The sequence below is a fragment of the Nocardioides sp. Z43_10 genome, assembly GCF_059766615.1.
The window spans coordinates 13,017-34,584 of the sequence record NZ_JCBAJY010000010.1 but is presented as its reverse complement, the minus strand read 5'-3'; the positions used below and the strand labels follow the sequence as shown (position 1 = coordinate 34,584).

General features: G+C 71.9%; 27 protein-coding genes. 3 read left to right on the top strand and 24 right to left on the bottom strand.

Annotated elements, in window-relative coordinates:
• Positions 1–102: 102 nt before the first annotated feature.
• The 24 genes from AC6EI4_RS17025 to AC6EI4_RS16910 form a co-directional block, all read right to left on the bottom strand.
• On the bottom strand, positions 103–588 hold the full coding sequence (locus AC6EI4_RS17025) for a flagellar basal body-associated FliL family protein (protein WP_498420840.1): 486 nt from the start codon (positions 586–588) through the stop codon (positions 103–105).
• On the bottom strand, positions 585–1,502 hold the full coding sequence (locus tag AC6EI4_RS17020) for an OmpA/MotB family protein (protein WP_498452188.1): 918 nt from the start codon (positions 1,500–1,502) through the stop codon (positions 585–587). The genes AC6EI4_RS17025 and AC6EI4_RS17020 overlap by 4 nt, the downstream gene beginning before the upstream one ends.
• Positions 1,502–2,269, bottom strand: a complete 768-nt coding sequence (locus tag AC6EI4_RS17015) for a flagellar motor protein (RefSeq protein WP_498420843.1) — start codon at positions 2,267–2,269, stop codon at positions 1,502–1,504. The genes AC6EI4_RS17020 and AC6EI4_RS17015 overlap by 1 nt, the downstream gene beginning before the upstream one ends.
• A complete protein-coding gene (locus tag AC6EI4_RS17010; RefSeq protein WP_498420844.1) occupies positions 2,269–2,553 on the bottom strand; it encodes a flagellar FlbD family protein in 285 nt (94 codons plus the stop codon). The genes AC6EI4_RS17015 and AC6EI4_RS17010 overlap by 1 nt, the downstream gene beginning before the upstream one ends.
• Before the next feature lie 172 nt (positions 2,554–2,725).
• Positions 2,726–3,580, bottom strand: coding sequence for a flagellar hook-basal body complex protein (locus AC6EI4_RS17005; protein ID WP_498420845.1), 855 nt, complete (start codon positions 3,578–3,580; stop codon positions 2,726–2,728).
• Positions 3,581–3,601: 21 nt separating this feature from the next.
• Positions 3,602–4,081 (bottom strand): flagellar hook capping FlgD N-terminal domain-containing protein, encoded by a 480-nt coding sequence (locus AC6EI4_RS17000; protein WP_498452187.1) that lies wholly within the window; start codon positions 4,079–4,081, stop codon positions 3,602–3,604.
• Between the two features lie 9 nt (positions 4,082–4,090).
• Positions 4,091–5,239: a flagellar hook-length control protein FliK gene (locus AC6EI4_RS16995; protein ID WP_498452186.1), complete on the bottom strand. Its 1,149-nt coding sequence runs from the start codon at positions 5,237–5,239 to the stop codon at positions 4,091–4,093.
• Positions 5,236–6,183, bottom strand: a complete 948-nt coding sequence (locus AC6EI4_RS16990; protein WP_498452185.1) for a transglycosylase SLT domain-containing protein — start codon at positions 6,181–6,183, stop codon at positions 5,236–5,238. Before AC6EI4_RS16990 ends, AC6EI4_RS16995 begins: the two co-directional genes overlap by 4 nt.
• Positions 6,180–6,641, bottom strand: coding sequence for a flagellar FliJ family protein (locus AC6EI4_RS16985; protein ID WP_498452184.1), 462 nt, complete (start codon positions 6,639–6,641; stop codon positions 6,180–6,182). Before AC6EI4_RS16985 ends, AC6EI4_RS16990 begins: the two co-directional genes overlap by 4 nt.
• Entirely contained in the window at positions 6,638–7,978 is a 1,341-nt protein-coding gene (locus AC6EI4_RS16980) for a FliI/YscN family ATPase (RefSeq protein ID WP_498420853.1), read from the bottom strand. The genes AC6EI4_RS16985 and AC6EI4_RS16980 overlap by 4 nt, the downstream gene beginning before the upstream one ends.
• Positions 7,975–8,670: a FliH/SctL family protein gene (locus AC6EI4_RS16975; protein ID WP_498452183.1), complete on the bottom strand. Its 696-nt coding sequence runs from the start codon at positions 8,668–8,670 to the stop codon at positions 7,975–7,977. Before AC6EI4_RS16975 ends, AC6EI4_RS16980 begins: the two co-directional genes overlap by 4 nt.
• Positions 8,654–9,667 (bottom strand): flagellar motor switch protein FliG, encoded by a 1,014-nt coding sequence (gene fliG / locus AC6EI4_RS16970; RefSeq protein ID WP_498420856.1) that lies wholly within the window; start codon positions 9,665–9,667, stop codon positions 8,654–8,656. The genes AC6EI4_RS16975 and fliG overlap by 17 nt, the downstream gene beginning before the upstream one ends.
• Positions 9,664–11,244: a flagellar basal-body MS-ring/collar protein FliF gene (gene fliF / locus AC6EI4_RS16965; protein ID WP_498452182.1), complete on the bottom strand. Its 1,581-nt coding sequence runs from the start codon at positions 11,242–11,244 to the stop codon at positions 9,664–9,666. The genes fliG and fliF overlap by 4 nt, the downstream gene beginning before the upstream one ends.
• Complete coding sequence (gene fliE / locus AC6EI4_RS16960) at positions 11,241–11,594, bottom strand: flagellar hook-basal body complex protein FliE (RefSeq protein WP_498420859.1); 354 nt, start codon at positions 11,592–11,594, stop codon at positions 11,241–11,243. Before fliE ends, fliF begins: the two co-directional genes overlap by 4 nt.
• Positions 11,594–11,989 carry a flagellar basal body rod protein FlgC gene (locus AC6EI4_RS16955; protein WP_498420861.1) on the bottom strand — a complete coding sequence of 132 codons (396 nt, stop codon included), beginning with the start codon at positions 11,987–11,989 and terminating at the stop codon, positions 11,594–11,596. The genes fliE and AC6EI4_RS16955 overlap by 1 nt, the downstream gene beginning before the upstream one ends.
• A complete protein-coding gene (locus AC6EI4_RS16950) occupies positions 11,989–12,345 on the bottom strand; it encodes a flagellar basal body rod protein FlgB (RefSeq protein ID WP_498420862.1) in 357 nt (118 codons plus the stop codon). Before AC6EI4_RS16950 ends, AC6EI4_RS16955 begins: the two co-directional genes overlap by 1 nt.
• A 195-nt stretch (positions 12,346–12,540) precedes the next feature.
• Positions 12,541–13,026, bottom strand: coding sequence for a hypothetical protein (locus AC6EI4_RS16945; RefSeq protein WP_498452181.1), 486 nt, complete (start codon positions 13,024–13,026; stop codon positions 12,541–12,543).
• Positions 13,023–13,394 (bottom strand): response regulator, encoded by a 372-nt coding sequence (locus AC6EI4_RS16940; RefSeq protein WP_498420865.1) that lies wholly within the window; start codon positions 13,392–13,394, stop codon positions 13,023–13,025. The genes AC6EI4_RS16945 and AC6EI4_RS16940 overlap by 4 nt, the downstream gene beginning before the upstream one ends.
• Before the next feature lie 59 nt (positions 13,395–13,453).
• The gene (locus tag AC6EI4_RS16935; RefSeq protein WP_498420866.1) at positions 13,454–13,789 is read right to left on the bottom strand and encodes a hypothetical protein; all 336 of its coding nucleotides are present in this window, start codon (positions 13,787–13,789) and stop codon (positions 13,454–13,456) included.
• The gene (fliS, locus tag AC6EI4_RS16930) at positions 13,786–14,172 is read right to left on the bottom strand and encodes a flagellar export chaperone FliS (RefSeq protein WP_498452180.1); all 387 of its coding nucleotides are present in this window, start codon (positions 14,170–14,172) and stop codon (positions 13,786–13,788) included. The genes AC6EI4_RS16935 and fliS overlap by 4 nt, the downstream gene beginning before the upstream one ends.
• 38 nt (positions 14,173–14,210) lie before the next feature.
• Complete coding sequence (fliD, locus tag AC6EI4_RS16925) at positions 14,211–15,569, bottom strand: flagellar filament capping protein FliD (RefSeq protein ID WP_498452179.1); 1,359 nt, start codon at positions 15,567–15,569, stop codon at positions 14,211–14,213.
• Between the two features lie 124 nt (positions 15,570–15,693).
• Positions 15,694–16,515 (bottom strand): flagellin N-terminal helical domain-containing protein, encoded by an 822-nt coding sequence (locus AC6EI4_RS16920; protein ID WP_498420872.1) that lies wholly within the window; start codon positions 16,513–16,515, stop codon positions 15,694–15,696.
• Between the two features lie 212 nt (positions 16,516–16,727).
• Positions 16,728–17,549, bottom strand: a complete 822-nt coding sequence (locus tag AC6EI4_RS16915; protein ID WP_498420872.1) for a flagellin N-terminal helical domain-containing protein — start codon at positions 17,547–17,549, stop codon at positions 16,728–16,730.
• 132 nt (positions 17,550–17,681) lie between these two features.
• On the bottom strand, positions 17,682–18,524 hold the full coding sequence (locus tag AC6EI4_RS16910) for a sigma-70 family RNA polymerase sigma factor (RefSeq protein ID WP_498420874.1): 843 nt from the start codon (positions 18,522–18,524) through the stop codon (positions 17,682–17,684).
• A 239-nt stretch (positions 18,525–18,763) separates the two neighbouring features.
• Between AC6EI4_RS16910 and flgN the strand changes: the two genes are divergently transcribed.
• The 3 genes from flgN to flgL are packed head-to-tail and all read left to right on the top strand — an operon-like array spanning position 18,764 to position 21,550.
• Complete coding sequence (gene flgN / locus AC6EI4_RS16905) at positions 18,764–19,240, top strand: flagellar export chaperone FlgN (protein ID WP_498420876.1); 477 nt, start codon at positions 18,764–18,766, stop codon at positions 19,238–19,240.
• A gap of 1 nt (position 19,241) precedes the next feature.
• On the top strand, positions 19,242–20,651 hold the full coding sequence (gene flgK / locus AC6EI4_RS16900) for a flagellar hook-associated protein FlgK (RefSeq protein ID WP_498452178.1): 1,410 nt from the start codon (positions 19,242–19,244) through the stop codon (positions 20,649–20,651).
• On the top strand, positions 20,651–21,550 hold the full coding sequence (gene flgL, locus AC6EI4_RS16895) for a flagellar hook-associated protein FlgL (protein ID WP_498452177.1): 900 nt from the start codon (positions 20,651–20,653) through the stop codon (positions 21,548–21,550). The genes flgK and flgL overlap by 1 nt, the downstream gene beginning before the upstream one ends.
• The last annotated feature ends 18 nt before the right edge of the window (positions 21,551–21,568 follow it).

The window sequence follows — 21,568 nt, the reverse complement described above, 5'->3', positions numbered from 1 at the left end:
ATCCATGCATCGGCCCTACCCCAGGGGATCTGAAGGGGTCGCCGAAGATCGTTCCCGCTCGGGGCGAGCGCTGCGCTATGTCACCGCCTGCGGAGGCTCACGTCACTGCGTGACGAAGTCGGTGAAGTACACCCCCATCACGTCGCCGTGGTAGCTCTCGTGCAGCTTCTGGACCAGCTTCTCCTTCAGCTGCGCACGCTGTGCCGGGTCGCCCAGCCGCTCGACGTCCTGACCGCTGAACAGGGCGATCGTGGCGTCCAGGGCCTTGCTCCCGTCGGCCTCGTGCGCGTCGGCGGTGAGCTGCAGCGCGATCCCGACCTTGAGGTAGTGCCCGCCGGTCAGGTTGACCTGGATCGGCTCCATCGAGATCACCTCGCCCGGCTCGGGCGGTGCGTCGGCGGCGTTGCTGGGGCGCAGCAGGACCCACCAGGCCGCGGCGGCGACGAGCACCACGACGACCAGGGCCAGCAGCAGCTTCCTCCTCCTGCCGCCGGCGGCGGGCTCCTCGCCCGCGGAGCCGGGGGAGGACCCCTTCCGGTTGGCACCGGCGGAGCTCGGGGCCCCGGGGTTGATGGCTGACACGATCATCCCTCTTCTCCCTGGTGGGCGCGTTGCTGGGCGACGACGTCGTCCAGCAGGTTCCGGCTCTCGGCGGGGATGCCGGAGAGCACCACGATGTCGACGCGCTTGTTGATCGCCTGGGACCCGGGCGTGGCGGGGTCCCGCAGCGGCTTGGTGTTGCCGAAGGCCGAGGCCGAGAGACGGTCCATCGAGACCCGCCCGACCTCGCTGAGCCGGCGCAGCACGGTGATGGAGCGGGCGGCCGAGAGGTCCCAGTCGGTGGCGTAGTACTTGGGACGCACCGGCACCTGGTTGGTGTGCCCGTCGACCCGCAGCGGGTCGGAGATCTCGCGCAGCACCGGTGCCAGCACGTCCACGACCCGCGTGCCGCGCGGGCTGAGCGTGGCCAGGTCGGCGTTGAACACGACGTGCTGGGAGACCAGGCTGACGACGAGACCGCGGTCGTCGATGGAGGTGAGCACGTCGTCGGCCAGGCCGGCGCGGGCCAGCGCGGCGCGGACCCGGCGGGCCACGGCCTGCAGCCGGCGCACCTCGGCGGCGGCGGCGTCGTACTGCGCCTGCACCCGGGCCCGGTCGTGCTGGGTGATCGCGTCCTTGACCTGCTGGCGCTCCTCGGCCGGGAGCCCCTCCACCGACTGCGCGGTGACCAGCTCAGGCGTCAGGTTGCTGCCGGCCTGCTCGAGCACCGTGTCGGCGCCCTCCATGAAGGAGTTCGTCTGGCCGCCGAACCCGACGGCGAGGCCGGACCTGAGCGCGTTGTACTTCTCCTGGTCGACCTGGCTCATCGCGAACATGACGATGAACAGCACCATCAGCAGGGTGACCATGTCGGCGTAGGTCACCATCCAGCGCTCGTGGTTGTCGTGCTCCTCCTCGGGCTGCCGCTTGCTCCGGCCTCGCCCGGGGCCCCCGCCGGACATCAGGCAGCCTCGTCCTGGTGCTGCGAGGCGGGCAGCAGCGACTTCAGCTTCTGGGCGATGATCCGGGGGTTGGCGCCGGCCTGCAGGGCGGCGATGCCCTCGATGGCGAGCTCCATGCGCGCCACCTCGAGATCGCTGAGCCGCCGCAGCCGGCTGGCGATGGGCAGGAAGACGACGTTGGCCGACATCACGCCCCACAGCGTCGCGACGAACGCGCCGGCGATGAGGTGACCGAGCTCCTCGGGGGCGCCGAGGTTCTCGAGGACGTGGACGAGCCCCATCACGGTGCCGACGATGCCGATGGTCGGCGCGTAGGCGCCCGCGTCGGCGAAGAACTTGGCCGCCTGCTTGTCGGCGAGCTTCTTGGCGTACACCTCCGACTCCAGGATGTCGCGCAGCTCCTCGGGGTCGGTGCCGTCGATGGCCATCGTCACGCCCCGGACCAGGAACGGGTCGTCGATCTCGGCGAGCGAGTCCTCCAGCGACAGCAGCCCCTCGCGGCGCGCCTTGTCGGCCAGGGTGACGATGGACGGGACGAGGTCGCCGGCCGTCTGGGCCTTGCCCAGGAAGGCACGCTTGAGCGCCTTCATCGAGGACTTGAAGTCCTCGATGGTGCCGCCCGCGATGCTGATGCAGATCGTGCCGCCGAGGACGAGCAGCATCGGCGGGAAGAGCAGCAGGCTCATCGGGCTGCCGCCCTCGAGGATGTTCGCGATGATGATGACGACGAAGGCCAGGCCGATGCCGAGCAGGGTTGCCGGATCCATCAGGACTCCCGGAGGTCCGCGTTGAGCGCCGGGTGCGCGCTGACGGTGCCCAGCGGCCGGGGCCACTCGGGCGGGGAGGGGGCGAGGTCGAGGCGGGTGCTGATCGCGATCACCTCGCCGCGGTGCTCGCGGATGCTGTCGACCACGTCCTGGAGGGGCTCGGTCACGACGTACTTCTTGCCGTCGACCAGCGTGACGACCGTGTCCGGGGTCGCGTCGATCCGCTCGATCAGGTCGGAGTTCAGCGCGAACACCGAGCCCGAGAGGCGTGTCAGATAGATCATCGCGCACCGTCCTTGTGCTCACTGAGAGCGGCCGTCCGTGGCCGCTCCATGGATAGGTTCGGCAGCGCCGAGTCGGACCTGAGTGGTTGCCGCGGCGAAGTGCCGCGCAGCCGGCCCGGCGCCGGGTGGCGGGCCCGGGGTCGCCGGCACCGGAGGCCGGCGACCCGCGAGCTCAGCGCTTGATGTTGACGAGCTCCTCGAGCACCTGGTCGGAGGTGGTGATCACCCGCGAGCTGGCCTGGAACCCGCGCTGGGCCAGGATCAGGTTGGTGAACTCGGCGGCCAGGTCGACGTTGGACATCTCCAGGGCGCCGCTGACCAGGGTGCCGAGACGGCCCTCGCCGGAGACGCCGAGGATCGCCTCGCCGGAGTTGGCCGAGACGCGGTAGCTGGTGCCGCCCACCTTCTCCAGGCCCAGCACGTTGTTGAAGTCGGCCATCGCCACCTGGGCGATGTCACGCTGCACCCCGTCGGAGAAGAGGCCCCGGATCTTGCCGTCGGAGCCGATGTTGTACGACGTGAGCTTGCCGTCCGCGGGGACCGGCGGGGTGAGCCCGGTGGTGGTCAGGGTGATGTCGACCAGGCCGCCGGTGCGGACTCCGGCGGCGTCGACGGCGTAGCCCTGGACGCGGTTGCCCTCGGGGTTCACCAGCGTGCCGCTCTCGTCGAAGTTGAACGCGCCGGCGCGGGTGTACAGCGCCTCATTGCCCTTGCGCACGACGAACATGCCGTCGCCCTGGATCATCAGGTCGGTGACCTTGCCGGTGGTCTGGTTGGCGCCCTGGCCGAAGTTGGTGCTGGTGGCCCCCACCTGCACGCCCAGGCCGACCTGGATCGCGTTGGTGCCGCCTCGGGCCGCGTTCTGGCCGGAGGAGGCGGTGAGCATCTGGCTCAGGGTGTCGGAGAAGACGGTGGTGCTGGACTTGAAGCCGGTGGTGTTGGCGTTGGCGATGTTGTTGCCGGTGACGTCGAGCATGGTCTGGTTGACACGAAGGCCGCTGATGCCGGCGAAGAGTGAGCGAAGCATGGTGGGTTCCTCTCGGGAGGGTCAGGCAGTGGGGTCGGGAGTGGGGGTCGCGGGCGGGGTGGTCCCGACCGGCGGGGTGGCGGGGAGGGTGGCGAGCACGGCCTGGACCTGGCCCAGGCCGACCCGCACGCCGCCGACGTCGAGCATCGGGCCGTCGGCGCCGAAGGAGACCGAGCCGACCAGGCCGGAGACGGCCACCCCCTTCTCGTCGAGGTAGGTGACGTTCTTGCCGACCAGGCCGCTGGCCCCGAAGGTGACCTGCGCGTTGACGAGCGCGGCGGTCTGGTCGGCCACCTCCTGCATCTTCTCCAGCGCCGTGAACTGCGCCGACTGGGCCAGGAACTCCCCGGAGTCGGCCGGGTTGAGCGGGTCCTGGTAGCGCAGCTGCGCGACCAGGAGCTCGAGGAACATCTGCTTGTCCTCGCCGTTGGCCGCGGTGGACGCCGACGAGCCGGCGACGTACATGCCCGGGGTGACGGCCTCGGTTGGGGTGACTGACACTTCTTCTCCTCAGACGGTCACGTCGAGGCCCGCGCCGCGGGCTCCGGTGACCGTGTCGACTCGATGGGGCGAGATCGCCGCACCGCGGGTGCCGTCCGTGGCCGTGCTGCTCCCACGCGTCCCTGCGTGCTCGCTGGTGTCCGGGTCCCGCTCGGGGTGGCCGCTGCCCGAGGCCGACGCGTCGGCCCCGAGATCGCTGGTCGGGAGGGCCGAGCCGGGTTGCTGGCTGCTGGCCGGCTGTCCGACCTGCGTGCCGGTGCCGGCCAGGTCGCGGACCACGATCCGGGCGTCGCCGTTGCCGACGACCTCGAGCAGGCGGCGCAGCTCGGAGCTGCCGTGCAGCAGCGACTCCTGCGCCTGCGCGCCGGCGGCCAGGCTGATCACCAGCTGTTCGCCGGGCCGCGAGATCAGCACCACCCGCACCTCGCCGAGGTTCTCCGGCTGCAGGCGCAGCGTCAGCCGCTGCAGGCCGTGGCCGTTGCCGGCCAGCCGGACCACCTCGGGGAAGACCTGCTCGACCACCCGGACCGGGACGGGCTGTCCGGTGTCGCCGACCGGGGCGCCGGCGCCGGGAGCGCCGGGGCCGGTGAGCCCGGTGAGCCCGGCGAGGCCGGCGGGACCTGCCAGGCCGCTGGGGGCGGGACTGGTCCCGGACGGCGCGGCGGGAGCGTTCGCGCCGGTGGCGGCCGCGTCCGGCCCAGCAGCCGGGGTCGCGTCGAGCGCCTCGCCCGTCCCGGTCGCGGGCAGCGCGACCGGCGCGGGTACTGCCGCCCGGGACTCGCTACTCGCGCCTGCCGGCGGGGCGCTCGGGTCCCCGGCGCCGGGGGCAGTCGCCGTGTCGGCCCCGCTCGGCTCGGTGTGGTCGACCGCGGCAGCGGCGGGCGGCGTGGGCAGAGCGAGGGCCAGGGTGAGTGGCGCCGGGGCCCAGGGGGAGGCGGAGCCGGTCTGCGCCGACGGGTCGGCGTGCTGCTGCTCGTCCCCGAGCACCTGCGCCTCCTCGCCGGTGCCGGGGAGCACCGCTCCGTCGAGCAGTTGCTGGACCAGCGCGAGGAACTCCTCGCCGGCCGGCGGCGAGGACGCGGTGGACTCGCTGCTCGCGCCGGCTCCCGGTGCCGGCGCCACCGGCGTCGGGCCGACGGGCAGTGCGGTCGAGGTCATGACTGTCTCACCATCGCTAGCACGGAACGGACGTAGTTCTGGGTCTCGGCGTAGGGCGGGATGCCGTCGTAGCGGATGACCGCGCCGGGCCCTGCGTTGTACGCCGCGAGGGCCAGGTCGGTGCGCCCGAAGCGGTCGAGCAGCGTGTCGAGGAGCCGGGCCGCGCCGTCGACGGCCTGGGCGGGGTCGAAGGAGTTGCGTACCCCCAGGCCCGCGGCCGTCGCCGGCATCAGCTGCATCAGGCCGCGGGCACCGGCCGGGCTGACCGCGCTCGGGTCGTAGCCGGACTCCTGCTTGGCGACCGCGGCGAGCAGCGTGGCGTCCACGCCGTAGGTGGCCGAGGCGCGGTTGAAGAGGTCGGCGTACGGCGTGGAGGCCGGGACCCGGGACCCGCCGGCCGGTGCTCCGGCGGTGCCCGCGACCGGCGCGGAGGGGTCGCTGACGATGCGGCGGATCGCGGTCGGGGTCTCGTAGACCGGGGAGATCTGGACGTTCTTGCCCGGGCGCGGCGCCTCGATCATCTGGTTGTCGCCGAGGTAGATCGCCACATGGTTGACCGGGGACTTGAAGGCCAGGATGTCGCCGGGCTGGGCCTGGGCCAGGCTCGGCACGGCGGTGCCCGCGGTCGCCTGCTGGTAGGAGACCCGGGGCAGCTCGTGGCCGAGGTTGCGGTAGACCAGTTGGACCAGCCCCGAGCAGTCGAGCCCCTTGTCGGGGTCGGTGCCACCCCAGACGTAAGGGACGCCGAGGTACTTCTTCGCCTCGGCGACCACCTGCTCGCCCTTCGTGGTCCCGCCCGTCGCGCCGCCCCCGGAGAGGGCGTCGGTGCTGGCCTGCAGAGCGGTGGCGAACTGGGCCCCGCCCGTGGCCGTCGTCGCCGGCGCCAGCGCCGCGAGCTGCGCCTGGATCTGACCGATCCGGGACGTCACGTCCACCACGCTCATCGCAGCGCCTCCATCCGGGCCAGCCGCTGGGCGCGACCGCGGCGCCAGACGTCGATGGCCGTCTCGTCGAGGGCGTGGTCCTCACGCCGCTGGCGCTCGGCACGGCGCTCGGCGGCCCGGCGCTCGAGCAGGGTCTCCACGGCGGCGAGCCGGGTCTTGTCGCCGGTCCACCGCTCCCGCGCCGAGAGCGTGAGCAGCTCGGCGGACTCCAGGGCCGCCCGCGTCTGCAGGGCAGTCTGCGACCAGGCGACGACGTCGCGCTGGCGCTGCTGGAACCCAGCCCGGTCTCCGGTGGTGTACGGCGCGAGCGAGGTGAGGTGGTCGTGGATCGCGCAGAGCCGGTCGGCCAGGACCCGCTCCTCGGCGAGGGCCTGGACCAGGCCGATCCGGCTGTCCCGCTCACGCACCGAGCGAACCCGGCCGACCGCGTGCAGGCCGGCGTCGTGGACGGCGCTCATCGGGCCACCAGCTCGGCCAGGCGCCGCCAGGTCTCCTGGGTGGGCGTCGCGTCGTCCATGTCCTGGCGCAGGAAGGCGTTGATCTGCGGCAGCAGCGCCAGCGCGGTGTCGGCGTCGGCGTCGGCACCGGCCACGTAGGCGCCGATCTCGACGAGCTCGCGCACGTTGCGGTGGGCGGCCATCAGCTGACGCAGGCGAATCGCAGCGGCCTTCTGCTCGGGGGAGCAGATCGCCGAGGCGACGCGGGAGATGGACTCCAGCACGTCGATGCTCGGGAAGTGGCCCGAGGTCGCCAGCGACCGGGACAGCACGACGTGGCCGTCGAGGATCGAGCGGGCCGCGTCGCCGATCGGGTCCTGCATGTCGTCGCCCTCGACCAGCACCGTGTAGAGGCCGGTGATGCTGCCGGACGGCGAGGTGCCGGCGCGCTCGAGGATCTGGGGCAGCAGCGTGAAGACGCTCGGCGGGTAGCCGCGGGTCGCGGGAGGCTCCCCGGCGGAGAGGCCGATCTCGCGCTGGGCCATCGCCACCCGGGTGAGGCTGTCCATCATCAGCACGACCTCACGGCCGCTGTCGCGGAACCACTCGGCGATGCGGGTGGCCACCAGCGCGGCGCGCAGCCGGACCACCGGCGGCTCGTCGGAGGTGGCGACCACGACCACGGAGCGGGCCAGGCCCTCGGGGCCGAGGTCGTTGTCGAGGAACTCGCGGACCTCGCGGCCGCGCTCGCCGACCAGGGCGATCACCGAGACCTCGGCGTCGGTGCCGCGCGCGATCATCGACAGCAGGCTCGACTTGCCGACGCCGGAGCCGGCCATGATGCCCAGGCGCTGGCCGCGCCCGCAGGCGGTCAGGGCGTCCATGGCCCGGACCCCGAGCCCGAGCTGGGTGTCGATGCGCGGACGGCTCATCGCCGCCGGCGGGGTGTTGTCGACGCACACGCTGGCCAGGCCCAGCAGCGGCGGACCGCCGTCGAGGGGGCGGCCCAGGCCGTCGAGCACCCGGCCGCGCAGCGCGTCGCCGACGGCGATGCGCAAGGGGCCGCCAGTGGGCCGGACGTGGTCGCCGATGCGCAGCCCCGTGGTCGAGGCGAGCGGGAGGCAGACCAGGCCGGTGGGGCCGCTGGCAACCACCTCGACCGGCACGGTGGTGGGACCGACGACCTCGAGCAGGTCGCCGACGGCGGCCGGCACCCCGGTGATCCGCACGGAGAGACCCAGCAGCTCCGCGACCCGGCCGAGGGTGCGCGGACGCACCGCCTCCAGGGCGCGCCGCCGCAGGTCGCGCGGGTCGGGGCCGGCGGACCGGCGGCGCACGGACAGTGGGGAGGCCGTCATCGCAGCACCTCCGCGAGCCGCTCCAGCGCGGTGCTGATCCGCAGGTCGATCACGGACTCGTCGGTCTCGACCAGCGCCTCGCCGGCCGACAGCGCGTGGTCGGCGACGACCTCGACGCCGCGAGCGGCCAGGTCCGCGACGGTGGTCGAGCCCAGCGCCTCGGCGGGCAGACGGACCCGCACCGGGCAGCCGGTCGGCAGCACGCCCAGCGCTCGCCGTACGGCGTCGGCGCCGGGGTCGGCGGCCAGCACCAGCTCGCGTCCGAGCACCTCGTGGGTGACGCTGAGCGCCAGGTCGGTGGCGTCGTCGGCCAGCTGGGCGCAGACCTCGGCGGCCGCGTCGCGCAGCTGCTCGGCGGCGAGCGCCAGTGCCGCCAGCGCGGTGCGGTGCTCGGTCTCGCGGCGCTCGGCGTCCTGGCGGTGTCGCAGGGCGGTCTGCTCGGCCTGGAGGGTCGCCTCCTCCTGTGCCTCGCGTCGTCCCTGCGCCCAGCCCACCGCGTAGCCCTGAGCGCGCGCGGCGGTGCGGGTCTGCTCGGCCAGGCCGTTGAGGAAGTGCTCGGTCACGTCGTCCCCGAGGACGGTGGACTGGCCGAGCCGGGTCCAGGTGCCGGTGCGCAGGTCCGGGCTGGGCGTCGGCGTCACCACCCGAGCGGCCTGGTCACCGCGCAGCACGGCGTCAGAGGACGAGCTCATCGTCGTTGCCCCTTCGAACCATGATCTGGCCCTGCTCCTCGAGCAGGCGGATCGTGCGGATGATGGCCTGCTGGGCCTCCTCGACCTGGGCCAGGCGGACCGGGCCGAGCAGGTCGATCTCCTCGAGCAGCGTCTCGGAGGCGCGCTCGGAGATGTTGCTGGTGATCTTGTTGCGCACGATCTCGGTGACGCCCTTGAGCGCCAGCGCCAGCGAGGCGCCGTCCACCTGACGCAGCACCAGCTGCACGGAACGGTCGTCGAGGTTGACGATGTCCTCGAACATGAACATCTTGTTGCGGACCTCTTCGGCCAGCGTCGCGTCGAGTGCCTCGAGACCTTCCACGATCTGCCGCTCGGTGGAGCGGTCGGAGCGGTTGATGATGTCCACCAGCGGGTCGACGCCTCCCACCCGCGACAGCTCGGCCGGCTGGAGCACCGAGGACAGCTTGCGCTCGAGCACCGTCTCGACCGAGCGGATGACCTCGGGGGAGGTCCGCTCCATCACCGCGATCCGGTGCGCCACCGCGGCCTGCTGGCCGGCGGGCAGCCCGGAGAGCACCAGCGAGGCCTTGTCGGGCGGCATGTGCGCCAGCACCAGCGCGATCACCTGTGGGTGCTCGTCGACGATGAAGGAGCGCAGCTGCGCCGGGTCGGCGCGGTGCAGGAACTGGAACGGCATCTTCACCGCGGCGGCTTGGAGCCGGGCCATGATCTCGGCGGCCTTCTCGGCGCCGAGGGACTGCTCGAGCATGTTGCGCGCGAAGGTCAGACCGCCCTGGGTCATGTTGACCCGGGCCTTGGCCATCTCGGTGAACTCGGTCAGCACGGCGTCGGTCTCGATGGCGCTGACGGCGTCGAGCTGGGCGATCTCCGCGGAGATCGCCTCGACCTCGGCGTCGGAGAGGTGGCTGAGGACGGCGGCGGCCCGGTCCTTGCCGAGCTGGATCAGCACGATGGCGGCCTTGCGGACGCCGAGGGTGGCGAGGGAGCCCATCATGGCCGCTCCACCAGCCATCCGCGCAGCAGCGCCGCGACGTCCTCGGGCTGACGCTCGACCAGTGCGGCGAGCTCGTCGCGCACGTCGTTGCCGGCCTTGTCCTCGGCCTGCTCCAGGGCGGCCAGGGCCGGGATCGGCTCGGCCAGCTCGGCACGCGCGGCCGACTCCTGGCGCAGCTGCTCCACGACGTACGACGTCGCCTCGGCGCGGGCCTTGGCCCGCTTGCGGGACTTGAGCCAGGCGAGCAGCAGGGCGAGCAGGACGACGACCACGATGGCGAGGTTGCGCAGCATCTCGCGCTGCTCGGCCTTGGCCTTGGCGGCGGCGGCGGCCGCGAGCTCCTCGGCGGCAGCCTCGTCGGCGGTGCGGTCGAAGGGCATCGCCGCGACTCGGATGGTGTCACCGCGGGTGGCGTCGATGCCGATTCCGGCGGCGAGCAGGTTGCGGATCTCGGCCGGGTCCACGGCCACCGCGGACTCGGAGTCGAGGGTGACGGCCACGTGCTGGGAGTTGACGCTGCCCGGTGCCGCCTCGCGGGTCTCCTTGACGGTGTCGAAGGGGTTGTCCTCGGTCACCGACTCCTTGTCGTACTGGGAGTCGCCGCCGGTGACGCCGAGGTCGTCCATCTGGCCGTCCGGGCCGACGACGCCCTGGGCGGCGCCGGCACCGGCCGGGCCGGTGTAGGTCTCGGTGGTGCGCGAGGACGACAGCGGCGGGTCGTCGGGGTCGGCCTCGAAGGTGGTGGACTCCGAGACGGACTTGTCGAAGTCGAGGTCCGCGGTCACCTGGACGGTGGAGTTGCCGGGGCCGACGACCTTGTCGAGGGTCGCCTGGATCCGGGCGCTCATGTCCTTCTGGTACTCCTCGACCTGCTGGGCGCGGGTGCTGGCCGCCGCTCCGCTGGTCCCGTCGTTGCTGGAGAGCACCCGGCCCTCGGCGTCGGCGACGGTCACCTTGTCGGGGTCGAGGCCGTCGATGCTGGAGGCGATCAGGTGGACGACGGCCTGGACCTGCTCGGGGCCGAGGTCGGTGCCGGGGGCGGTCTCGAGGAGGACCGAGGCGGTGGCCGGCTCCTGCTCGTCGGCGAAGACCTGCTTGGCCGGCAGCGCCAGGTGCACGATGGCGGTGTTCACGCCGGAGATGGCCTCGACGGTGTTGGCCAGCTCGGCCTCCATGGCGCGCTTGAAGTCGGTCTGCTCCTTGAACTGCGAGGTGCCCAGTCCCTGGTCGTCGAGGATCGAGTAGCCCTCGTCGCTGCTGCCCGGCAGGCCCTCGCCGCTGAGCGCGATGCGGGTCTCGTAGACCTGCTCGCGCGGCACCATGATCGTGGCGCCGCCGTTGGTGAGCTTGTGCGGCACACCCTGGGCGTCGAGCTCCTCGATGACCGCCGAGGCGTCCTCGGAGGCGAGGTCGCTGAAGAGCGGGGTGTAGTTGGGCGTCGAGACCCAGCGCACCACCAGGAAGCCGCCCAGCAGCACGGCCACGACGCCGATGACCGCGATCGTGCGCTGGCCGACTGTGAACGACGCGACGCTGTTGCGCAGGCGGTCCAGCGTGCGCGTGAGGTTGTCCTTCATCCGATCGGGATCCGCATGATCTCGTTGAACGCCTCGAGCGCGCGGTTGCGCACGGCGACGGTCAGCTGGGTGGTCACGGCGGCCTCGGTGGCGGCGGTCGTGTAGTCGTGGATGTTGTCGAGATCGCCGGTGGCGGCCTGGACCGCGAGCTTGTCACTGCGGTCCTGCACCGACTCCAGGCGCTCGATGCCGTCGAGCAGCAGCTCCCCGAACTCGCCGTTCACCTTCGAGGCGCCGCTCGCCCCGGCGACGCCGCCGCCGGCGGTGAGCCCGTCGAGGCGGTCGGTGGCGCCGACCTGCGGGGGGACGTACGGCGTGAAGCCGACGGCCTCGATGCCGGAGACGCTCATCAGGCACGCCCGATCTGCAGGGCGCTGCCGTAGATCTCTTGGGCGTTCTTGGTGACCTGGACCGAGGCCTGGTAGCCGCGCTGGGCCATCACCAGCTGGGTCATCTGGCTCGACATGTCCATCTCGGGGAGCCGGATGTAGCCCTCCTCGTCGGCGAGCGGGTGGTCCGGGCTGTGCACCATCCGGCCCTCGGGGTCGCTCAGCGCCATCCCGCTGACGGCGACGCCGCCGCCGTCGGCCTCGGCCCGCACCATCAGCATCTGGGCCTGGAAGGCGTCCTGGTCGGTGCTGGTGGCGGTGTTGGCGTTGGCGATGTTGTGGGCCAGCGCGTCGAGCCAGGTCTGGTGCACGCCCAGCGAGGAGCCGGCGATGTTGAGCAGGTTGAAGGCACTCATCACTGGCCCCCGGCCACGGTCTTGAGGAGCGCGAAGCGATCGGAGACCGCGCGGCTGATCACCTGGTACTGGTACTGCGACTGCACGGCCGCGAGCGTCTCCTTGCGGAGGTCGACGTTGTTGCCGTTGGCGCCGACGGGGGTCTGCGTGGCGGTCGTCGCGACGCCGGGCTCGGAGCCGAGGCTGTCGTTGTCGATCGCGCTGCGCAGGGAGCTCTCGAAGTCGACGCTGGTCGCGCGGAAGCCGGGGGTGTCGACGTTGGCGATGTTGTCCGCGATCACCTGCTGACGGGTGGAGAGCCCGTCCAGGGCGTAGTTGAGGACGGCACCGACGGAGTCGGGGATGGCAAGAGACACGCTTTGCTCGCCCTTCCAGGAGGAATGCGAAGTCGATGCCAGTCCGTGGCGAGATGCGAGCGATCCGTGCTCGCCTCTTCCTTCGGCCCTGCCGGGAGGCTTCTTGAGGGCTGGCCCGAAAGACACGAAGAACCCGCCCCGTGTGGGGCGGGTCCTTGGCTGGTGCCCAGCGTGGAGGTGGGGCTCGCAGATCCTTCAGCTGAGGATCACCGAGAGCCGGCCCGTGCCGTAGCCGGGGATGTCGAGCACCGCGTCCTCGCGGCGTCCCAGCGTGAGGGCGCGCACGAGGAGGTCCTGGGGGAGGGGGGCCCCGGCCGGGTGCATGCCGTAGAGGCGGACGTGGACGGCGCCGTCGACGTTGAAGATGGAGGCCGCGATGTTGAGCGCCTCGGAGAGGTTCTCGGCGAGAACCTCGTCGAGGGCGCCACCGGCGATCACCTCCTCGGCCTCGCGTGCCGGCGCCAGACCGAGCGCCGCGCCCAGGTAGGCCGAGAGGGGCAGGTCGCAGACGAGGACGCCGGTGACGCGGAGCATGTCGTCGACGTACGTCGCGATGCTGGCCGGGGTCGCCGGGCCGGGGACGAGCGGCGCTCCGGGGCTGAGGGTGACCGGCTTGTCCAGGAGATCGGTGAGCAGCTCGCGGATCTGCTTGGGGGTGGGCAGGTGCGTGGTCGCGGTCACTGGTGAGCCCCCACGGCGGTGCTCAGCACCTCGTCGAGCGCCTCGGGGGTGAACGGCTTGGCGATCAGGAACGAGGCGCCGGTGGCGGTGGCCCGGGCGCGCATCTCCGCGGAGCCCTCCGAGGTGACGAAGCCGAACGGCACGGTGGAGCCGGCCGCGCGCAGCGCCGCGAGGCAGTCGATGCCGGTCATCTCCGGCATGTTCCAGTCCGAGAGGATCAGGTCGGGCGCTGCGGCCAGCGCCTGCTCGAGGCACTCCCTGCCGTTGGTGGCCTCGACGATCTCGTGTCCGCCCCATCCGGCCTGGCGCAGGGTGCGGACGACGATCTGGCGCATCACGCGGCTGTCGTCGGCGACGATGATCTTCACAGGGGTGTTCCTTCGGTTGTGGTCGTCCGGCTGCCCTGCGGGGGCGGGCAGCGCCCGGGTCAGGCCTGGACGTCGAGGTAGAGCGCGGGTCCCGTGCCGCGTCCGGTGGCGCGGTCGACCCGGTCGGCGAAGGCATGCTGCTGGCGCGCGGCGTCCAGCCGGTGGCGCAGCGCGTCCTCGGCGCGGCGCTGGCGATCGAGCAGGGCCAGCGCACGGTCGACGAGGTCGTCGGGGATGGGGCCGTCGAGCTCGGGCTCGTCCCAGGGCGCCGGGGCGACGACGGGCGACTCGTCGAGCAGCATCCGCTCGGCGCGCAGCGCGTCGAGCTCGAGACGGTCCAGCGCCGTCTCCCAGACCAGGTGACGCCGCGTCTCGGGGGAGAGTCGGCGGTTCATGCGCTTGCGGAGACCGTGGCCATCGCCGCGTCCCGCCAGGCGTCGCGCAGCTGGCTGACCAGGTGCAGGCAGAACGTGGCGATCTCGAGGTCCTTGGTCATGTTGGCGCGGACCAGCTCGGTGTGCAGGTAGTCGTAGAGCGCGCCGAGCGCCGGGCCGCCGGACCACTGTTCGGGCTTCAGGCTCGCGCGCAGCTCGAGGACGATGTCCTGGGCGTGCAGGAGCTGCTCGTGGGCCACCGACACGGAGCCGTCCTCCAGCGCCTTGCCGGCGCGCTGGAGGTCCAGGACCAGGCGCTCGTAGAGCATCACGAGCAGTGAGGCGGAGCTGGCGGTGGACACCGACGCGTTGAGGTAGGTGCTGCGTGCGTTCGGGATCATCATGGGCCTTCCGTGATCTGACTCTGGGGGCGGCGTGGCGGTCAGGAGTTGTTGTAGTTCGGCAGGGAGGCGATCTGGCCGCTGAGCCAGGAGCTCTGGCTGTTCATGTCGTTCAGGGCGACCTCGAGGGCGTTGAACTGGCGCGACAGCGTGGAACGGCGAAGCTCCAGGCGCATGTTCCAGGCCTCGATGCTGTCGTCGAGGCGGTCGATCTGGTCCTTGCGCCCGGTGATGGCGGCCGTGATGCGTCCGTCGCGGGTGTGGCTCGCGTCCTCGGCCGCGCTCTGCAGCCGCGCCGCCCACCCGTTGCCCTCACCGGAGGTGAAGCGGGTGGCGACAGCGGCCGGGTCGGCGGCGTACGCCTTCTCGAACGTCGGCTGGTCGAAGACGACCTTGCCGTAGCGGTCGGTCTGGATGCCGAGGTCGGCCATCGTGGTGTTGCCGCTGCCGAAGACGGACTCGAGCAGTGAGGCGCGCACCCCGCGGATGGCGCTGTCGCCGACCAGCGCGCCGCCCTTGCCGTCGGCTCCGACCGCGGTCTGGGCGTCGAAGGCGCTGAGTGCGGTGTTGAGCTGGTCGACCAGGGACTTCACCTTGCCGGCGATGTCGACGGAGTCCTGCCGCACGGTGACGTCGCTGACCGTGGCGGAGGTGCCGGCCGGAGCGGTGAGCGAGCCCACCGCCGCGGGGGAGAGGGTGAGCGAGACACCGGGCACGAGGTCGGTGAACGTGTTGCTCGCCGAGGTCGCGGTGATGCCGAGGCCCAGGCTGATCTGGGCGTCGGCGCCGGTCCGGGCGACCGCGCCGCCGAGCAGATCGGTGCCGTCGGTGTTGGTGAGGGTGAAGTCGGAGGCCGCCCCGGTCGCGTCCGAGGTCACCAGGAGGCGGTAGGCGCCGTCGCTCGTGCGGACCGCGGTGGCTGTCAGGCCGGTCTTCGCGGCCGGGTCGTTGATCGCGTCGATCAGGCCCTCGAGGGTGCCGTCGCCGGTGTCCAGGTCGACCGTGGTGCCGTCCAACCTGTCGAGTCGGACCACATGGGAGGCGGAGGTGACCGTGTCGGTCAGGGCGGCCGGGCTCGCGAAACCGAGCTGGTGCGCCACCGCGACCCGGTCCACGGTGACGGAGAAGCTGGAGGGACCCGCCGCGGCGCCGGTGCTCACGGTGACCAGCGGGCTGCTGGAGGAGCCCTTGAGGGTCTGCCAGGTGGCCGGGTCGGCGAGGCTCTTGGCGGCGGTCGCCAGCGAGGCGACCTGGGTGTTCAGCTTCTGCAGCGCGGTGACCACCGACTCGTGCGTGGTGCGCTGGGTCTTGAGGCGGTTCTGCGAGAAGGCCTCGACCTGCATCAGCTGGTCGACGATCGAGGCGCCGTCGAAGCCGGTGAGCCCGCTGATGCTGGCCATCTGAGGTTCTCCTGGTTCGGGACGGCAGAGTCGGAGCCCCGGGGCCCGGTGGGATGCGGGTGGCGCATCCCACCGGGGCCGGGACTGCTGGTGGCTCAGCCGTCAGCCGGCGGAGCCAGGCGGATCAGCGCAGCAGGGACAGGACGCCCTGGGGGGCCTGGTTGGCCTGCGCGAGCATGGCGGTACCGGCCTGGGAGAGGATCTGCGAACGGGTGAAGTTCATCATCTCGGAGGCCATGTCGGTGTCGCGGATGCGGCTCTCGGCGGCGGTGAGGTTCTCGGAGGCCACGTTGAGGTTGTTGATCTTGTGCTCGAGGCGGTTCTGGGTGGCACCGAGGGCGGAGCGCTGCTCGGAGACCGTCGCGATGGCCGAGTCGACGTTGGTCAGCGCGGTCTGCGCGTTGGCCCTCGACGTCAGGTCGCCGACACCGCCGGTGATGGTGGCGGCAGACATGTCATCGATGGTCACCGTGAGGACTTCGGCGGTGTTGGCGCCGACCTGGAAGTTCTTGTTGGCGTAGCTGCCGTCGAGCAGGTTGGTGCCGTTGAAGGTGGTCTTGCCGGCGATGTCGTCGAGCTCCTTGGCGAGCTCCTGGTACTCGGCGTCGGCCTTGGCCTGGTCGGTGCCCTTCATCGCGCCCTCGTTGGAGGACTGGACGGCGAGGTCACGCATCCGCTGGAGGATGGAGTGGGTCTCGGTCAGGGCGCCTTCGGCGGTCTGGACGACGGAGATGCCGTCCTGGGCGTTGCGGACGGCGACCTTGAGGCCCCCGGTCTGTGCGCGCAGGCCCTCGGAGATGGCCAGGCCGGCGGCGTCGTCGGCGGCGCGGTTGATGCGGAAGCCGCTGGAGAGCTTCTCCAGGGACTTCGACATCTGGCCCTGGGTCACCGACAGGTTGCGGTAGGAGTTGATCGCGTCGATGTTCTGGTTGATGCGCAGGCTCATGATGGGTTCCTTCCCAAGGTGGCTGATCGTTCGTCGGGAGTCCGTCCGTGGGCTCCGTCGAGAGACCTATCGGCCCTCGTCCGCGCGACCTGAAGAGAAAAGCCAGAAAAAGTCGGACACGGGTGGAGTGGCCGGAAATGCCGACGGCACCGGCGTCGCCGACGCCGGTGCCGTGGCTTGCCCGTCCACGCGAGGTGGCCGAGCGGGGTGGATCAGCGCAGCAGGGACAGGACGCCCTGGGGGGCCTGGTTGGCCTGCGCGAGCATGGCGGTACCGGCCTGGGAGAGGATCTGCGAACGGGTGAAGTTCATCATCTCGGAGGCCATGTCGGTGTCGCGGATGCGGCTCTCGGCGGCGGTGAGGTTCTCGGAGGCCACGTTGAGGTTGTTGATCTTGTGCTCGAGGCGGTTCTGGGTGGCACCGAGGGCGGAGCGCTGCTCGGAGACCGTCGCGATGGCCGAGTCGACGTTGGTCAGCGCGGTCTGCGCGTTGGCCCTCGACGTCAGGTCGCCGACACCGCCGGTGATGGTGGCGGCAGACATGTCATCGATGGTCACCGTGAGGACTTCGGCGGTGTTGGCGCCGACCTGGAAGTTCTTGTTGGCGTAGCTGCCGTCGAGCAGGTTGGTGCCGTTGAAGGTGGTCTTGCCGGCGATGTCGTCGAGCTCCTTGGCGAGCTCCTGGTACTCGGCGTCGGCCTTGGCCTGGTCGGTGCCCTTCATCGCGCCCTCGTTGGAGGACTGGACGGCGAGGTCACGCATCCGCTGGAGGATGGAGTGGGTCTCGGTCAGGGCGCCTTCGGCGGTCTGGACGACGGAGATGCCGTCCTGGGCGTTGCGGACGGCGACCTTGAGGCCCCCGGTCTGTGCGCGCAGGCCCTCGGAGATGGCCAGGCCGGCGGCGTCGTCGGCGGCGCGGTTGATGCGGAAGCCGCTGGAGAGCTTCTCCAGGGACTTCGACATCTGGCCCTGGGTCACCGACAGGTTGCGGTAGGAGTTGATCGCGTCGATGTTCTGGTTGATGCGCAGGCTCATGATGGGTTCCTTCCCAAAGTGACTGATCGTTCGTCGGGAGTCCGTCCGTGGGCTCCGTCGAGTTGCCTATCGGCGCCGAGCACCCGGGCTGAAGGAAAGCCTGGGTAAAATCCTGGCGGCTGGCTGTGGCGCTCAGGCGCTCGCGTCCAGCGCGTCCCGCAGCGGGCGGCGCAGACCGGCCGCGTGCCGGGCGGCGACGGCGGCGAAGTAGGACTCGCGGCGCTTGGTGGCGCACCCCGCGGGACGTGCGGCCTCGGCGACCAGGTCGGGGTCCAACTCACGGTTGAGGGCGTCGCGCAGCAGCACCAGCGCCTCGGCGCGCATCTGCGAGATCCGCGACTCCGAGACACCCAGGGTGGCGGCGATCTCGGCCATCGGCCGCTCGGCGAGGAAGTACTGCTCCACCACGAGCCGCAGCCGCTCGGGTAGCTCGGCGACCGCCTCGGTGAGGTAGATCAGGCGCTCGCGGTGCTCGGCCGCCTCCTCCGGGCTCGGTGCGGAGCTCACCAGCAGCTCGGCCATCGGCGTGTCCTGCGAGGCCTGCAGTGAGAGGACCTGGGCGCGGGTGACGTCCTCGTCGTTGCCGGCGATCTCCGCCAGGCTCAACCCGGTCGCCGTGGCCACCTCCTGCTCCGTCGCCGGCCGGCCGTACGTCGTGGCCAGGGCGGTGCGGGTGTCGGAGAGGTCGCGGGCCCGGCGCCGTACCGAGCGGGAGGCCCAGTCGATGCTGCGCAGCTCGTCGACGATCGCCCCCCGCACGCGGGTGGCGGCGTACCGGGCGAAGGGGACCCCGCGGGCGGCGTCGTAGGCGTGACCGGCCTGGACAAGCGCTGCGAGACCGGCCGAGGTCAGGTCGTCGCGGTTGACGTGGGCGGGCACCCGGCTCATCGTCTCGCGGACGATGTGTCCCACGAGCGCCACGTGGGAGCAGATGAGGTCGTCGGCGGAGCTGCTGGCCAGGTGCTGGTCGGTCACGTGGAGGATCTTGGTCAACGGTCGCCGGCTTGTCCGAAGTTCAGGCGGAAGTGCCCGCGTCCCCGCGGCCGACCAGCGGTGAACCTGGAGCGCGCAGCCCATTTCCGACACGCCGCCGGGGCCGGCGGCCTCGCCGGATTCGGTCAAGAAAACACTCAGGTCTCCCATGCCCCCCGCCGATGCTCTCTCTCGACAGGCTTCGCAGCGGAGCCTGCGCACCAACGTGAGGAGCCGAGCGGATGGAGAAGCTGTCGCTCATCCTGTGGCGCGAGCGGGAGCTGCTCGAGACCCTGCACTACAAGCTCGAGGTCGAGCAGCTCGTGATGTCCGCAGGAGAGACGCGCTGGCTGGCCAGGGCTGCCCGCGAGGTGGAGGAGCTGCTGGAGGTGATCCGCGAGACCGAGATGCTGCGTGCCATCGAGGCCGACGCCGTCGCCGCCGCGATCGGGCTCGAGCCCAACCCCAGCCTGAGCGAGCTGATCGCCGCCGCCACCGAGCCGTGGTCGGGCATCCTCACCGAGCACCGGGAGGCATTCGCCCGTGTCACCGAGAGCATCATCCGCGCCGCTGAGCTCAACCGCACCCTGATCGCCGCGGGCTTCCGCTCCGCGCGAGAGACCCTGCTCAACCTCGGCGGCGGCATCGCGACGTACACCCCCGACGGGGCCGCGGTCACCGAGCCGCTGCGCGCCGCCCGCCTGGACCGGAGCCTGTGAGATGAGCGGATCCTTCTCCTCCATCAACACCGCGCTGAGCGCGATGCGCTTCCAGCAGATCGCGCTGGACGTGGCCGGCAGCAACACCGCCAACGTCAACACCGACGGCTACGTGCGCCGCCGGGTCGTCGGCGAGACGATGGGCGCCGCCGCCCAGCCGGCGATGTGGTCGCGTGCGGGGGAGACCGGCACCGGCGTCCGCTCCACCGGCGTCGAGCGGATGGTCGACCCGTTCCTCGACGCGCGCTCCCGCGTCGAGCACGGCAACCAGTCCTACCTCGACCTGCGCGCCAGTACCCTGGCCCGCGTCGAGACCGGGCTCGCCGAGCCCGGCGACAAGGGCGTCGCGGCCGCCCTGGCGGACTTCAAGAAGACCCTCGGCGACCTGGCCAACGCTCCGGGTAGCGACGCCGCGCGCGTCCAGATGCTGGCCGGGGCGGACACCGTGGCCGACGCCATCCGGTTGCAGGCCCGCAACATCACCACCGAGCAGAGCGACCAGCGCCAGCAGCTGCTCACGGTCCGCGACGAGGTCAACACGCTCGCCGCCGACCTCGCCGACACCAACCGGGCCATCGTCGCCGCCTCGAACGCCGGGCTGGACGCCAACGTCCTCCTCGACTCCCGCGACGCGATGTCGCTGCGATTGGCCGAGCTCACCGGCGCCACCGGCGCCATCCAGGGCGACGGGACCATGAAGGTCACCGTGAACGGCGTCGACCTGGTCAACGGCAGCTCCGCCGGCCGCCTGCAGGTCAGCGGCGGGGTGGACGCCGACGGGGGCCCGCTGGCCGGCGACATCACGTTCGCCGTCCAGAGCAGCGGCGGCGCCACCACCGCGGTGAGCGGGGGCCTGACCGGTTCGGCGGGCGCCATCCAGAGTCTGCTCAACGACACGCTCCCGGACTACCTGGCCGAGCTGAACGAGGTCGCCACGACGTTCGCGAACGCCGTCAACGCCCAGCACGCGCTGGGCTTCGACGCCGACGGCAACGCCGGCGGCAGGCTGTTCGACATCGGCGACGGCACCCGGGTGGCCGAGGTGCTCAAGGTGCACGCGGACATGTCCGGGCCCGGCAAGGTGGCGGCCTCGAGCACCGCGGGCACCCGCGACTCCGGCAACACCGAGGCGATGATCGAGGCGATCGGCACCGCCCGCGTCGAGGACAGCTACCAGCGGCTGGTCAACGGGTTCGGCAGCGAGGTGGCCTCGATCAAGCGGCTGGCCGCCAACCAGAGCACGCTGACCCGCCAGGTCGACAACTCGCGCGAGCAGATGGCCGGGGTCAGCCTCGACGAGGAGATGGTCAACATGCTCACCGCGCAACGCGCCTACGAGGCGGCCGCGCGGGTGATGACCACGATGGACTCGGTCCTGGACACGCTGATCAACCGGACGGGGCTGCGCTGATGAGCATGGGACGCATCACCCAGCGGATGATGTCGGAGGGGTCGATGTCCGGGCTGCAGGCGAGCCTCGCCCGCTCGGCCAAGATCCAGGAGCAGCTCTCCACCGGCCGCACCATCAACCGGCCCTCGGACTCCCCGACCGACACCACCTCGTCGATGCGGATCCGCTCCGCCCTGGCCGAGCAGAGCCAGTACGTCCGCAACGCCGACGACGGAATCGCCTGGCTCAACCAGGCCGACGGGACGCTGGCCTCGATCGGCGACCGGGTGCGGCGCGCGCGCGAGCTGGCCCTGCAGGGCGCCAGCACCGGCTCCGTGGGGCCGCAGGCACGCCAGGCGCTGGCCACCGAGGTGGACCAGATCCGCGAGGGCCTGGTCTCGCTGGGCAACGCCACCTACCTCGACCGCCCGATCTTCGGGGGCGTCACCGCGGGAGCGAAGGCCTACGGCCCCGACGGTGTCCTGCTGGATCCCGCCTCGGCGAGCGGCAAGGTCGAGCGGACCGTGGCCGACGGGGTGCGGGTGCAGGTGAACATCAGCGGCGCCGCCGTGTTCCGCGAGGGCGCCACCTCGCTGTTCCAGCAGCTGAGCGACCTCGCCGCGGACCTGCGCGCCGGTGACGGGGACGGCATCCAGGCCGGGATCCAGGCGCTCAAGGACGCCGGGGACCGGATCGCCACCGCCCAGGCGGAGATCGGCACGCGTACGACGCGCGTCGAGGCCGCCCGTCAGGCAGCCGACGACACCACGATCACGATGACGTCGTCGATCTCGGAGCTGGAGAACGCCGACCTGGCCGAGACCGTGATGGCGATGCAGATGCAGGAGGTGGCCTACCAGGCCGCCCTGGCCTCCACGGCGCGGGTCATGCAGCCCAGCCTGCTGGACTTCCTGCGATGAGCGCCACCTTGCTGGCCT